The following is a 14366-nucleotide window of genomic DNA, read 5'->3' as shown; positions in this document are numbered from 1 at the left end:
GTATTTTCTAAACTAGTGGGTTCCAATATCAAATTGGAACCCATTTTTATTTGCGTAACCGGAGTGTGTGGATTATCCAGTTTTATCCACTTGGTTTCTATCTAGGGACAGACATAATTCAAGTTGCAATCCATATTCTTTTATGAGGATAAAAGGAGGAGACGTGAATATGTCAAAGGATTTTCAAAGTGCCGCTAAATTTGAACACCGTTTCTGGCTCCAGGTTTTAGGTGATCATGGCCGATTCATCCGTGATGCGCTTGCTCCAAGTGAAAAGAAAGAAATCGACACTGCTACGTATTTCATCTACACGTTTGACCGGCTACTTCAGAGTGTAGAAGCGACCGACCTAGTGCAGTTGAGTAAAAAGGCAGATGAGGAAGCTAAGAAGATTCGAGCCTTTAAATTAGAGCTTATTGAAAAAATGTTACTTGGAAAAATAACAATCCAATTTACTCCTAGTTTTATTAACCATATGGTAAATGAAGTTGAAGAATATATTCAGGTATTGGAATATTTGAAGAAGTCACAAACTCCACCAATTTTTCATGAACTGCACCATCATCTTGTTTGGTTGTTAGATGCGGCGGGCCATGCAGGGGCAATCTCAGACAATCTCGACCGGGCAGAGAAACAATTAAAAGAAAAAAGTGATATGTATACAAAGCATTTTGAAGACTTTTATTTAAAGGCTGTTGAAATGGCAGGGTATTTACGAACCAATCTTTCTTCTTTTCCCGCTTTAGAGAGAATGAATAGTGAGGTTTCACTTGAGATGCAGCTGTTTATGGGATTTCTTGAGGAACTGGAAGAGATGGAGTTGAGCGACAAGGTCCTAAGCGCTATTGCACCATTAATGGCTGACCATATGTATCGAGAAGAATGTTACTATCTCACAAAGGTAGCAGAATCAACAGGAAGCCAGGGACCTAATTGTGATCCAGGAAAACCTCGTATCGAAACAAACTAAAAAAAGCTTGGGAAATTCCCAAGCTCACAACCTTTATGTACAAGCTTTTCCCAAAAATAGACAACCATCTTATATGGTAGGTTTTCTCCCAATTAAAATATCTAAATCAACCGTAATCTCTACTGAATCCTTTTCCAAAAATTCTTTTACCTTTTCTTCGGCAATGTCCCATGTTAAAGGCGTCATCTGCACCAAAGCATCTATGAATGGATGTTGAAGGTTCATTGTATACTGAATTCTAGATTGATTGACGACCGTAAAGTGCTTGTTAAAATGGTCTACTGTATCAACATTGGAGTACGACTGTTTATCAGAATCGCCAAAGAAGGCTTCTCTTAATTCTATTAGATATCCACTTTGCGGCACGACTTTAACAACGAACCCATCATCTTTCAATAACCGATTAAATTCAGAATAATTGGAAGGAGATAGGATATTGAGAATAACATCAAATTGCTGATTCCTAAAAGGTGTATTTGCAAGGTCCGCTACACACCAGATATTGTTTATATAATTTTTGGCAGCAACCAAAACGCCTTCCTTTGCAAGGTCAACTCCTACTCCTGTAACTGCTGTTTTATTTTGGGACCGAATGATATCACAGATTGCCGCTAAATGTGATCCTTCCCCACATCCTGTATCAAGGACGGATAGTGTTTCTTGGTTTGTTCCTTGGTACTCTTTAATGATATCGGCCATTGCTTCACATAAGGGTTCAAAAAAACCACCATCCGCAATCAATTTTCTCCTCGCTTCAAAAAGCTCTTTTCCATACTTGGTCTTTATAGGGTGCGTAAGTAAATTAAGATATCCTTGTTTTGTAAAATCATATGAATGACGGTTTGTGCACGTCAAACTTTCAAACTCCATCACCTGCATGGAAGAATGGCAAATCGGACATTTAAAAATAGATTCAAATTCACGAACATACATCGCGCTCAGTTTTCTTTGGGTCATCTTAGACAATGAAGGTACCTCACTTATTAATTAATGGTGAAAGAATAACTAGACTTCCTAAATACCAATCATAGGAAGCGATATTATCATTATAAACTCTTTTTGGCTCCATGTATTCGTATTGCTCTACCACATTCCGGTTTTTTAGAATGGAATAAAACCAATGTGGCATGATAATTCTGTATACCTATGTATTGGAAATTTTTCAAAAGGAGTGCCGAATATGCCTTTTTGCCAGTTAGAATATGGGAAGATTTATTATGATGAGTATGGGGCGGGGACACCAATCATGATGATTCACCCGCCTGCAATGGGGAGAAAAGTGTTTCATTACCAACAGCCGTTGGGGGAGAAATTCCATCTAATCCTACCAGACCTGGGTGGACATGGAGACTCCGAAACAGATAAGACTGTTTTTTCTGTAACTGATTATGTCAAGGAGGTTCATGCTCTTCTAGATCATCTTAAGATTCAGAAGGTGGTCCTTTGTGGCTATTCATCAGGAGGCAATATCGTCCAAGAATTCGCGTTAACATACCCGGATAGAACTTTAGCTGTTGTTTTATGCGGTGGATTTCCTGAGGTATATTCTTATATTTTAAAATATGAGCATATTGTTGGAATGTATATGGTAAAAGAACATCCGCATTTATTGGCAAAAGGAATTTCTACTGCCCATACATCGGACAAAGAAATCAGAGATATGATCTACCACCATATGATAAAAACCAACCGAACAACCTGGTTCCATTGCTATCATGATTCATTGAGATTTTCGTGTTTGGATCGACTTCCTGAACTAAAGGTGCCACTCTATCTATTTTATGGGGCGCGTGATTTTACAAATAAGCATATACGCTTATATAAAAAATATGTTCCAAAAGTAAAAACCATTATCATAAAAAAAGTTGCCCATCAACTAATCACAAAGAAATCAAACGAATTTAACAAAGCTGTTGCAAGGATTGTTAATGAGCTTGTTAACTGAATTGAAAGTCCCACTCCAATGATAAAGAGTGGGACTTTTTCTTAATGGAGGGGAAGATACTTCGCAACTGAAATTTTGTACTTAAGCACCCTTTTTCGTTGGCTTAATCGCCATTAAAATAACTAAAGCGGCAGCGAAGCTTAATCCAGTTAACATATAGAACACAATTTTTTCAGAGTTTTTCATCATAATGGCAATTACGGGAGGTCCTGCCGCAACACCAATAAACCGCATTGAACTATATATGGATGTGATGGTACCACGTTGTTTTTTATCAATATTTGATGTGATAAGCGTATCAAGTGGAGGTAATGAGGCTCCAATCCCGATAGCGCCGATTAAGAAAATGGTGATAAGATACCATAGGTCTTTTGATAATCCGAGGACAGCAATGGCTGAACCAAGTAAAGCAAGCCCACCAAATGCAACCCACTTCATAAAGACCTGGTTTTCTTTAATTACTTTCCCGGTAATATAAGATGCCAAGCATAGGGCCCCGAGTGGTAATGAAAGAAATAAACCTTTTTTCAAATTTTTAATATCGTATTGGGATTCAAGTATTTCCGATAGATAAAACAAAACCCCAAATAAAACGAACATAACAATAATTCCAATGAAAAAAATGGCATATAGCCAACGACCATTTTTTGCAAATATTTCCTTCACCTTACTGACAAAGTCACGAAAAGGAATGGCTTCAGGTTTCTTTGGACTCTTGACCAGGAAGATCATTAATAAAATGGAAATCAGAGATAAGATAGGTATCGAGAGAAATGGTAAAAACCAAATGATACCTGCTAAAAAAGAGCCCAATATTGGGCTTAAAACCTTGCCTAGCGTATTTGATGTTTCAATCATCCCTAAGGCGCTACTTACGTCATCTTCGTTTTTAAACATGTCTCCAACGAGGGGGAGGACAATTGGAAAGGCGCCAGCAGCTCCTGCTCCTTGCAGCGCTCGTCCAGCTAAAAGCAACCAATAACCATTATCCATTTGCCATGAAGCCCAACCAGCGATGAACCCACCGATACCTGTCAACACTAAACTAGGAATGATTACCTTCTTTCTACCAAGGCGGTCTGAAAGGTAACCCGCAATTGGGATAAGAAAAATGGCGACAATGGAGTAAACTGTAATGACCAAGCTTGACTGAAAAGAGGAAATGCTCATTTCTGTCTCTAAAACAGGAAGGACAGGAATCAACATTGAGTTTCCTAAAGTCATCACTAAAGGAATCGAAGAAATAGATAAAATGGCCCATCTCTGTTTACTGATGCCTGACTTTTTCTTCTCAGAGCCCTTTCCTTCTGTACTTGAGAACAATTTTTCCACGTAATTCATCGCTTACCCGCCTTTTTTGTGATTGTTTATATCTTTAACAAAAAGATTAAATATAAGCTTCTTTTTTATGGAAAAAGCTTTGAAATGTGCAAATTTCATCTTAAAATAATACAAGAGTAAGGGGGGAGTCCGATCGAATTTAAAACGATTCAGTTAAACGTTGGAATGCCAAGAAAAATGGTTTGGAAAGGTCAACATGAATTATCTGCTATCGGGAAATTAAAGGTAGCGGAAGCGTTCTTATCAAAAGCTGGTTTTAACCATGATGGTGTTGCAAACACAAAATTTCATGGGGGTCCAGATCGAGCAGTATGTCTTTATCCTTTTGAACATTATTCTCTTTGGGAAAAAGAATTCAAGCAAAGGTTAGAATTCCCTGGTTTTGGTGAAAATATAACAACAACAGGGATGAAGGAAAAGAATGTTTTTATCGGAGACGTGTTTAAACTCGACGAAGCTATAATTGAAGTCACACAGGGAAGAGTTCCGTGTTCGACCATTTCTAAGCATAATCGGATTGATCGCTTATTAAATAGGATTGTCGAAACAGGCTATACAGGGTACTTTTTTAGAGTGCTGGAAGCAGGAAGAATCACTTCTGAGGCTGAAATCAAGTTGCTGGATCGTGTACAAGATAGGTACTCCGTTCTAAGAGGAAATCAGCTATTATTTCACGAAAATGGAAATAAAGTAGAAATAGAAGGAATGCTCCGATTAGAGGCATTATCAACAGAATGGAAAGAGCGATTCAAGAGACTTCTTGCTACAGTGTGAAATCAGTAAATTCTAAAAAGATGAAAAATGCTATTGACTTTATGGTAAATTTTTTTTATTATTAATAACAACAATACAGTAGTTAGCGTTGAAGAAGAAGAGTAACTATAACAGACATTTCAGAGAACTGGTGGTCGGTGCAAACCAGTATGGAAGTTACAGTGAATGGCCTTCTGAGCTCCAGACCGAACCCTGTAGGCAGTAGGCTCTGGCGAAAAAGCCTCATCGTTACAAGAGGCAGGTATTCAAGCAGACGCTTTGATACCGTTAAGCGAGCCGTTTTTCGGCTAAACAAGGTGGCACCACGGGTTTCTCGTCCTTATTGATAGGAGAGAGACCCGTTTTTTATTACAAAAATGCTGTTTTCGTAAAGATTGTTGTTAAAATTGTAAAAATCTTAAAGCCGATTTTTACTACCTAAAGCCGATTTTAACGCAAGATAAGCTATTTCGTACGTTTTAGATAGTTTGCACGCTCTTTTCTCATAATTAAAATGCTAAATTTGTATTGAAACACTGTTAAACCCTACCTTTTTTATCAAGAGCAACAAAGTTTGAGAAAAGAGCATACAAAAAAATAATGAAATCGTTGCGCAAGAGGAGTACATTGGCCATTTTCGTTACAGAGAGCCGGAGGAGCTGTGAACCGGTACGAACAGGCTATTGGAATGGGCTTGCAAGAGGCTTCCTGAACATAGTAGTAGGGAAGCACGGAATTCCACCGTTAAACGGATAGGGTATAAATGCAATTTAGTAAAAGCATTTTGTATCCGAAAAGAGGAAACCCATAGGGGTTTCAATTGAGGTGGCACCGCGGTCAAACGTAATCGTCCTCTATATGCACTTTACGTGCGTATAGGGGACTTTTTTATTTTCATTGAGAAAGGGGTTGTCTTTATATGGTTTTGAATAAACAGGTGGCTCATACAATAATTGAAGAAATTGAAGGGGATACGCTAACGCCTATTGCCATTTATCAAAAGATTTCTGGGAAAAAGAAATTTTTACTTGAGAGCTCACTAAAACATGAGAAAACAGGGCGTTTTTCTTTTATTGGAGCAGATCCAGTTTATGAGATAAAAGGATTCCGAGGAAGTGTAACGGTTAAAGACCCAACAGGAGAAAAAACAGTAAAGTCAGAAAGGATAATCGATGTCGTAAAAGATTACCTACCGCAGATGGAAGCCATTCCTGGAATCCCATTTATCGGCGGAGCGGTAGGCTATATTGGCTATGATATCATTCGGGATTATGAGGAAATTGGACCGGAAAATGAGGACCCTTTACAAATGCCAGAGGCGCACCTCCTGATATTTAATGAGGTAATTGTATATGATCATTTGAAAGAAAGGGTATTTATTGTTGGAATCCCAATGTCCGGAATGAATGATGATGAATTGAAAAGAAGGCTCGAAAAACGAAAAATGGAATTAAGAAAGGAAATGGAACATCGCCCAGATTATACTTTTGAGTTGTCTGAATTCAAATCCAACCTCTCAAAACAGGAATTCGAACAGATGGTATTAAAGGCAAAGCAATATATTGAGGCCGGTGATATCTTTCAGGTGGTACTATCAAGGCGACTAGAAGCTAATATTCAGGGGAATCCTTTCACGTTTTATCGAAAATTAAGAGTCAACAATCCATCTCCCTATATGTATTATTTGGATTATGGCGACTATTCGATTGCCGGGGCATCACCAGAAAGTCTAGTAAAAGCAAGAGGCACTGAAATTATGACCAATCCGATTGCTGGAACAAGACCGCGAGGGAGAAGCGAGTCGGAGGATACGCAATTAGAGCTAGAATTACTAAGGGACGAAAAGGAGTTAGCTGAACACCGAATGCTAGTGGATCTGGGGCGAAACGACCTCGGCAAGATTTGTAAAATTGGGACAATTAAACTTGATAAATTTATGAATGTGGAACGCTACCAACATGTGATGCACATTGTCTCTGAGGTTAGTGGAGAACTAGAAGAGGGGTACAACGCACTTGAAGGCTTGGCGTCCTGTTTGCCAGCGGGTACAGTTTCGGGAGCTCCCAAAATTCGTGCCATGCAAATTATTAATGAGCTTGAAAACGTAAAAAGAGGCGTGTACTCAGGGGCGATTGGTTACTATTCGGCTTGTGGGAATATGGATTTTGCCTTAGCGATACGCACGATGGTGATTAAGGATAGTAAAGCCTATATTCAAGCGGGTGCTGGCATTGTTTATGACTCGGACCCAACAAAGGAGTTTGAGGAAACATCTCATAAGCTTAGGGCATTAAGGGAGGCTGCCAATGATTCTATTAATTGATAATTACGACTCTTTCACCTATAACCTTTACCAATACTTAGGAGAACTTGGCGAAGTGCCAAAGGTAGTCAGAAATGACCGAGTGACAATAAGAGAGATTGAAAAAATGGGCCCAGAGGCGATTATTATCTCACCAGGACCGGGTAGGCCCGAGGACGCTGGGATTTGCGTCAAGTTGATCCAAACCTTTGCACCTACTATTCCAATCCTTGGAATTTGCCTCGGTCATCAGGCGATTGGGTATGCCTTTAATGGAAACATCATAAATGCTAGGGAAATTATGCATGGAAAGGTGTCGGAAATTTCGCATAATGGAGCAACGCTATTTAATGCATTACCTAGAACTCTGTCGGTAATGAGGTATCATTCACTTGTTATCGAAAAATATTCTGTCCCAAGTGAATTAGAGATACTGGCAACATCTAAAGATGACAATGAAATTATGGCTATCAAACATAAAGATTATCCATTATACGGACTTCAGTTTCATCCAGAATCAATTGGAACGAAAGAAGGAAAACAACTATTAGAAAATTTTATTTTGGAAGCAAGAAAGGAGAAGGGGATTTATGAAACTTTATCTTGAAAAATTAGCGGCGAATGAAGCTTTAACGCAGCAGGAAACCGAAACTGCAGTTGGGAAAATTTTTAATGAAGAAATTTCTGATAGTGAAATTGCTGCCTTCATGATTGGTTTAAAAACAAAGGGCGAGACAGTCGAGGAAATTGCGGGAATTGTGCAAGCGATGCGAAACAATTCCCGGCCCTTCTCCAGAAAAATTCCAAATATGATTGATAACTGTGGAACAGGTGGAGATGGTTCGAAAAGTTTTAATATCAGTACAACATCCGCTTTCGTCATGGCTGGAGCTGGAATTACTGTAGCCAAACATGGAAATCGGAGTATTTCAAGTAAGACGGGAAGTGCGGATGTCTTGGAGGAATTGGGTGTTTCCTTAGACCTACCAACGCAGTTAACAGAAGATATTCTCGAGGAAAATGGAATTGCCTTTTTGTTCGCTCCATATGTACACCCAAAAATTAAAGCAATCATGAAGGTCAGAAAAGACTTGAAAATACCAACTGTTTTCAATTATATCGGCCCGTTAACAAATCCAATGGATCTGGATTATCAACTGCTTGGAATAAATCGCGGAGATATGCTTGATGTATTTGCCGATGTACTAAACACATTAGGAAGAAAACGGGCTGTCGTATTAAATGGTGCTGGTTCAATGGATGAAGCCTCACTAGCTGGTGATAATCAGTTGGTCATTTTAAATGAAGGGGTTCGTACAAAAGAAACGCTCCACCCCGAACATGTAGGTCTTTCGGTTTATGATAATACCCATATTGTAGGGGGAAACGCGAAGGAAAACGCAACGATTTTATTAAATGTTTTAAAAGGGGAAAAAGGCGCTTGCCGTGATACCGTGTTATTGAATGCAGGAATTGGTATTTTTACCGCTGGTCGGGCAGAAACGGTTCAACAAGGTATCTTCCGAGCAATTGAGAGCATTGATTCTGGTGCTGCCTTAGAAAAACTAAATTATCTGGTTGAAAAAAGCTCCCAGTATAGGAAAGCGGTGATATAAGTGGAAACCATCTTGGATAAGATTGTAGCTCAGAAACGAGAGGATATACAACAGCTAACCGACTTGCCATTGGAGGTCACTCGGACATTTAAAAAAGAGCGTTCATTTATTGAGGGATTAAGAAATGCAGAAAAAATGGCGGTTATTTCTGAATTCAAACGGGCCTCGCCGTCAAAGGGGATAATCAATGCAAATTTAGACCCAGCTAAGCAAGCTGACTTTTATGCTGAGTACGGGGCATCGGCGATTTCTGTGCTATGTGACCGCCACTTTCAAGGTAGCTTGGCTGACCTTACAAGAGTACGCGAAGCTGTCAGTTTGCCGATTCTATGCAAGGACTTTATCGTAGAGAAAAAACAAATTAGTCATGCGAAGGCAGCAGGTGCTGATTTGATTCTTTTGATTGCTTCAGTTCTAAGCAATATGGAATTACAGGAATTATATCAATATGCAAATGAAATTGGACTTGAGGTGCTCGTAGAAATTCATGATGAAGGAGAGCTTGAAAAAGCACTGGCTATTAAAGCAGAATTAATCGGAATCAATAATCGTGATCTCAAATCGTTCCACGTAAGTTTGGAAACAACTGAAAAGCTTGGACCGCTTGTGAGACAGTCTGGGGCGTTCCTCATTAGTGAAAGTGGGATGAAGACGCAAGACGATGTGAAACGAGCAGCAAAGGCCGGGGCCAATGGTATCTTAGTGGGTGAAACGTTTATGGCAACTACAAATCTGCAACAGGCTTTTAAGGAGTTTAAGGTTCCGTTGGAAATGGTGATTGATTGATGAAAGTAAAAATTTGTGGAATTAAATCTGTTGAAGTGGCTCACCATGCCGTCAATGCAGGAGCGGATGCATTAGGATTTGTATTTGCACCAAGTAAAAGGGAAATTTCACCGGAACAAGCCAAGGGTATCATTAAGGAGCTTCCGCAGGAGACTTGGAAAGTGGGTGTCTTTGTTAATGAAACACCAGAGAAAATAGTTGAAATAGCAGAAGCAGTGGGCTTGACACATATTCAGCTTCATGGGGAGGAGCAGGTTAGCCCTTATAAAGGGCAAGACAATATATTGATTAAATCTGTAAGTGTTAAAAGTGAAAGTGATATCGATAAGGTAGGAGAAATAGAGGCTGACTATATCTTACTAGATAGTCCACCTAGTTTATATAAAGGCGGGAACGGAACAAGTTTTAACTGGTCACTTGCATCAAAACTGAAAGCATCTAATAAAATTCTTCTTGCAGGGGGCTTGAATGCTGAAAATGTACAACAAGCGATACAAACAGTGAAACCTTATATGGTGGATGTCAGCAGTGGCGTTGAAACGGATGGAGAAAAGGATCCTATTAAAATTAGCATATTTATAAATGAAGCAAAAGGGATAAGAGAGGATGAAGAAGATGAAAACTGAAACACCGATTTATTCACTACCAGATGCAAGAGGACATTTTGGTCAATATGGTGGTCGTTATGTACCTGAGACGTTGATGCAATCTGTTATTGAATTAGAGAAGGAATATGACCGTGCACAGGCTGACCCTGAATTTCATTTACAATTGAATGAGTTGCTAAAAGAGTATGTTGGAAGGGAAACCCCGCTCTATTATGCTGAAAACCTGACTGCCCATGCGGGAGGAGCAAAAATCTACTTGAAACGAGAAGATTTGAACCATACCGGTGCACATAAAATCAATAACACCATCGGTCAGGCACTGCTTGCACAAAGAATGGGCAAAAGAAAAATTGTTGCTGAAACAGGTGCAGGGCAGCATGGTGTTGCTACGGCAACAGTATGTGCCTTATTAAATCTTGATTGCGTCATTTTTATGGGAGAAGAGGATATAAGAAGGCAGCAGCTTAATGTTTTTAGAATGGAGCTTCTCGGGGCAAAGGTAGTTAGTGTCAGCCATGGCAGCGGGACATTAAAAGATGCCGTGAACGAAGCGCTTCGTTATTGGGTAGCACATGTCAACGATACCCATTATATTTTAGGCTCTGTTATGGGTCCACATCCTTTTCCAAAGATGGTGCGAGACTTCCAGAGTGTGATAGGGAAGGAGACGAAAGTGCAGTATTTGGAAAAAGAAGGAAAACCGCCGGAAGCTTTGGTTGCCTGTATTGGTGGAGGAAGCAACGCAATGGGGATGTTTCATCCTTTTGTAAATGATGAAACGGTTAAAATGTATGGGGTTGAAGCAGCTGGACTGGGGGTTGACACAGACCGTCATGCTGCTTCACTTACAAAAGGAAAGCCAGGGATTTTACATGGGGCAATGATGTATTTGCTTCAGGATGAGGATGGTCAGATTCAAGAAGCCCATTCGATATCAGCTGGACTCGATTATCCTGGAATTGGGCCAGAGCATAGCTATTTGCATGATATAAAACGAGTAAAATATGAATCTATTACCGATGATGAAGCATTGGAAGGTGTCACCCTATTATCTAGACTTGAAGGTATCATACCAGCTCTCGAAAGTGCACATGCGGTTGCTTATGCAGTTAAATTAGCAGCTACAATGAGCAAGGATGAGGGGATTGTTATCTGCCTATCAGGTCGTGGGGACAAAGATGTTCAAACAATTAGAGAGCGCTTGGGAGGAGATTTACATGACTAGAATACAAGAGGTCTTTCATGATATGAATCAAAAGGCTTTCGTCCCTTATATCATGGCAGGGGATGGGGGACTTGAAACACTCAGAGAAAAAATACTGTTTTTACAAGAAAATGGTGTGGATGCAGTGGAGATTGGAATCCCATTTTCTGATCCAGTAGCCGACGGTCCAACCATTCAAAAGGCAGGGATAAGAGCGTTAGAAGCGGGAGTCACCTTAACAGGGGTGCTGGAAACCATACAGTCTTTTAAGCAGGAAGTGAATATACCACTCATCGTAATGACCTATACCAATCCAGTTATCGCATTCGGGATTGAAAGATTTGCTGAAAAGGCGGCATTAGCCGGTATTGATGGATGCATCATCCCAGACCTTCCAATCGAGGAGGAAGAATTATTCGTGCCTCATCTCGAAGCAGTTGGGTTGGAATTAATTAGGCTGGTTACAGTAACAAGTCCGGAGGAGCGCATCCGAAAGATAACAGAAAAAGGAAATGGCTATGTGTACGCTGTGACGGTAGCAGGAATAACCGGTGCGCGCTCAGGGTTCCACTCGGAGTTAGGGAATTTTCTTTCTAAAGTGAAAAATGCAAGCAAACTGCCGGTTTTAGCAGGTTTTGGGATTTCAACTCCGGAGCATGTTCGAGAAATGAATCAATATTGTGATGGGGTAATTGTAGGAAGTAGAATAGTCGAGCTATTTTATGAAGGAAACCTAGAAGAAATAAAAAACTTAATTCTAGCAGCTAAAGCTGGATGACAATGAAAACAGTTGAGGGGAAAACCTCGGCTGTTTTTTTGATTTTCTAAAACAAATAACGGGAATTATTTCTTGGGAAAGCGCAAAAACAGACAAGGAGATACAAGAAACCCTAGGAAAGGGAGTTTCATAAAGATTGCTGTCGAAATTTAGTGCTGAGTTTTTTTGTAAAACGTGCACTTTGTTACAGTTTTTACAAGTTTAGTTCATTATACTAATCATAAATTACAGCTTTTATGTTTGCAAATCACTAAATGTATTTAAATTGGTAGGTTTATATAGGTGTAAAGGGAATGTGAACCGATGAATGTATATGAAGCAATCATTATTATACTTGAAAAAAAAGGACCAGCGACAATTCCATCTATTTGGGAGGAAATAACGAAACTAACTTCGGAAGGGGAAACTTTCTTTAACGTCTCGCATCTCAAATCCATTATTGGGCTTAAAAGAGAGTGGTTTATGATAAATGGTGATCTTGTTTCGCTCCGTCCAGAAAGAGACCTAGTTAAGTTAACGTTTAGACAATCTGGCTACCCTGGACCTGAAGTGAAAATTAGTGTTGATTTTAAAAAAAACACCTTTATTTTCCTAGAATGGTATTATGATCGTCAAACGAATGCTACTATCTTGCCGCATTTTAAGCCTGGAAGTGTATGTGATTTTAAAAATGCTCTTTATTCATTGCATATATGGGATTGGGAAAAAGATTATCAATCAGATGGCATCATTGTGGATGGGATAAGTTGGTCGATTGTTTTAGAAACAAAAGGAGCGGTGTATAGAACCGAGGGGCTTGATTTCTTTCCAAAAGAGTGGAAGAGGTTCTATCGTACTTTAAATCAACTTACTGGTGTCCGACTTTAAGTAGTACTCTTTGGTTCTGGGCTGTACTTGCAATCCTCGTGAAGAAGGTGTAAAATAGTGGAGTTTTAGCGAGAATCATTTGAACTCCCTTGGAGGATTGATTTAGTGTATGTTAGACATTACTGTTGATGAACTTGTAAGATCCGATAAATATGTGCCTGTGGATGTTCGGTCCCCAATTGAACATGAAGAGGCAGCTATTCCTGGTTCCGTAAATATCCCTTTATTTACTAATGAAGAACGCCAAGAGATTGGCATCTTATATAAACAAGCTGGAGATCAAGCGGCTAAATGGCGGGCAATGGAAATTGTTTCTCCTAAGCTACCTTCTTTGCTTCATGAGATAAAAAACTTAGAGGCTACGGGAGTAAAACCCGTCATACACTGCTGGCGTGGAGGTTCGCGAAGTAAAGCGGTTGCCTCATTTTTAGAGTTCTCCGGTGTTCCTTCAATTAGACTTACCGGTGGGTACCGAGCTTATCGAGAATATACATTGGAAAAAATACCAGAGCTCCTTCCTGGAAAAGCGGTCGTATTGCATGGGTTAACAGGAACTGGGAAGACTGATATTCTTGAAATGTTACAAAATAAAGGTTTCCCGGTTGTTGATTTGGAAATGATGGCTAACCATCGTGGCTCCTTATTTGGAACAATTGGAATTGGAGATGGGCATAACCAAAAGACCTTTGATGCATTATTATTTAAGAGATTGCTTGAGCTAAAGGGTTCAGAATATTTCATCGTCGAAGCGGAAAGCAAGCGTATTGGGCGCGTAGTCCAGCCAGATTTCATGATGAATTTAAAAAAGACAGGAACGCATTTTCTTGTTCAATGTTCATTAGAAAACAGGGTCGATAGAATTTATGGGGAGTATGTGGAACCTTATAAAGAAGAGCAATGGTTTCAGAATGAAGTAATTGAGAAGGTAAGTAAAATTGAGAAGCGACTAAAAAGTCCTGAATTGGTTCAATGCATTGAAGATGCCACCCAAAATAAAAACTATCGTGAAGTAATCTCAATTTTACTGAATCATTATTATGACCCTCGATATAATTTTACAATTAAAGATTATATTGGTGAATTTATTACTATAAATGGGGATTCTTCCGCTAGTGCTGCTGTTGAAATTGAAAGGCATCTCGAAAAGCTTCTTCCAACTAAATCGATGGTAGGAACAGAATAGTCATATTCGCTAA

At 39.5% G+C, this 14366-nt stretch carries 14 protein-coding genes and 2 other annotated features; of the genes, 12 read left to right on the top strand and 2 right to left on the bottom strand.

Going from position 1 to position 14366, the window contains the following annotated elements; translation table 11 throughout:
* Positions 1–169 precede the first annotated feature (169 nt).
* A complete protein-coding gene (locus LG336_RS18270; RefSeq protein WP_404328926.1) occupies positions 170–970 on the top strand; it encodes a DUF2935 domain-containing protein in 801 nt (266 codons plus the stop codon).
* A 69-nt stretch (positions 971–1039) separates the two neighbouring features.
* Here LG336_RS18270 and LG336_RS18265 read toward each other — a convergent pair whose 3' ends face one another.
* Positions 1040–1927 (bottom strand): putative RNA methyltransferase, encoded by an 888-nt coding sequence (locus LG336_RS18265; RefSeq protein WP_404333213.1) that lies wholly within the window; start codon positions 1925–1927, stop codon positions 1040–1042.
* Positions 1928–2150: 223 nt separating this feature from the next.
* Between LG336_RS18265 and LG336_RS18260 the strand changes: the two genes are divergently transcribed.
* On the top strand, positions 2151–2915 hold the full coding sequence (locus LG336_RS18260; RefSeq protein ID WP_404328925.1) for an alpha/beta fold hydrolase: 765 nt from the start codon (positions 2151–2153) through the stop codon (positions 2913–2915).
* Positions 2916–2996: 81 nt separating this feature from the next.
* Here LG336_RS18260 and LG336_RS18255 read toward each other — a convergent pair whose 3' ends face one another.
* Positions 2997–4256, bottom strand: coding sequence for an MFS transporter (locus LG336_RS18255; RefSeq protein ID WP_404328924.1), 1260 nt, complete (start codon positions 4254–4256; stop codon positions 2997–2999).
* A gap of 177 nt (positions 4257–4433) precedes the next feature.
* On the opposite strand from LG336_RS18255, the gene LG336_RS18250 reads away from it, so the two are divergent.
* From LG336_RS18250 to mnmH, 10 genes are all read left to right on the top strand, one after another.
* Entirely contained in the window at positions 4434–5030 is a 597-nt protein-coding gene (locus LG336_RS18250) for an MOSC domain-containing protein (RefSeq protein WP_404328923.1), read from the top strand.
* A gap of 79 nt (positions 5031–5109) precedes the next feature.
* Positions 5110–5354, top strand: a binding site (T-box leader).
* A gap of 255 nt (positions 5355–5609) precedes the next feature.
* Positions 5610–5867 (top strand) — a binding site (T-box leader).
* A gap of 61 nt (positions 5868–5928) precedes the next feature.
* Positions 5929–7332, top strand: a complete 1404-nt coding sequence (gene trpE / locus LG336_RS18245; protein WP_404328922.1) for an anthranilate synthase component I — start codon at positions 5929–5931, stop codon at positions 7330–7332.
* Positions 7316–7918: an anthranilate synthase component II gene (locus tag LG336_RS18240; RefSeq protein ID WP_404328921.1), complete on the top strand. Its 603-nt coding sequence runs from the start codon at positions 7316–7318 to the stop codon at positions 7916–7918. The genes trpE and LG336_RS18240 overlap by 17 nt, the downstream gene beginning before the upstream one ends.
* On the top strand, positions 7902–8927 hold the full coding sequence (trpD, locus tag LG336_RS18235) for an anthranilate phosphoribosyltransferase (protein WP_404328920.1): 1026 nt from the start codon (positions 7902–7904) through the stop codon (positions 8925–8927). Before LG336_RS18240 ends, trpD begins: the two co-directional genes overlap by 17 nt.
* 12 nt (positions 8928–8939) lie before the next feature.
* Positions 8940–9713 (top strand): indole-3-glycerol phosphate synthase TrpC, encoded by a 774-nt coding sequence (gene trpC, locus LG336_RS18230; protein ID WP_404328919.1) that lies wholly within the window; start codon positions 8940–8942, stop codon positions 9711–9713.
* Positions 9713–10339: an N-(5'-phosphoribosyl)anthranilate isomerase gene (locus tag LG336_RS18225; protein WP_404328918.1), complete on the top strand. Its 627-nt coding sequence runs from the start codon at positions 9713–9715 to the stop codon at positions 10337–10339. Before trpC ends, LG336_RS18225 begins: the two co-directional genes overlap by 1 nt.
* Positions 10329–11546, top strand: a complete 1218-nt coding sequence (gene trpB, locus LG336_RS18220; RefSeq protein WP_404328917.1) for a tryptophan synthase subunit beta — start codon at positions 10329–10331, stop codon at positions 11544–11546. The genes LG336_RS18225 and trpB overlap by 11 nt, the downstream gene beginning before the upstream one ends.
* Positions 11533–12303 carry a tryptophan synthase subunit alpha gene (gene trpA / locus LG336_RS18215; RefSeq protein ID WP_404333212.1) on the top strand — a complete coding sequence of 257 codons (771 nt, stop codon included), beginning with the start codon at positions 11533–11535 and terminating at the stop codon, positions 12301–12303. The genes trpB and trpA overlap by 14 nt, the downstream gene beginning before the upstream one ends.
* A 303-nt stretch (positions 12304–12606) precedes the next feature.
* Positions 12607–13170: a hypothetical protein gene (locus tag LG336_RS18210; RefSeq protein WP_404328916.1), complete on the top strand. Its 564-nt coding sequence runs from the start codon at positions 12607–12609 to the stop codon at positions 13168–13170.
* Between the two features lie 109 nt (positions 13171–13279).
* The gene (gene mnmH / locus LG336_RS18205; RefSeq protein ID WP_404328915.1) at positions 13280–14353 is read left to right on the top strand and encodes a tRNA 2-selenouridine(34) synthase MnmH; all 1074 of its coding nucleotides are present in this window, start codon (positions 13280–13282) and stop codon (positions 14351–14353) included.
* The last annotated feature ends 13 nt before the right edge of the window (positions 14354–14366 follow it).

It is taken from the genome of Mesobacillus maritimus, assembly GCF_044803185.1.
Taxonomy (GTDB): Bacteria; Bacillota; Bacilli; order Bacillales; family Cytobacillaceae; genus Mesobacillus_B; species Mesobacillus_B maritimus_B.
This window is presented reverse-complemented; position numbering and strand designations above follow the sequence as displayed.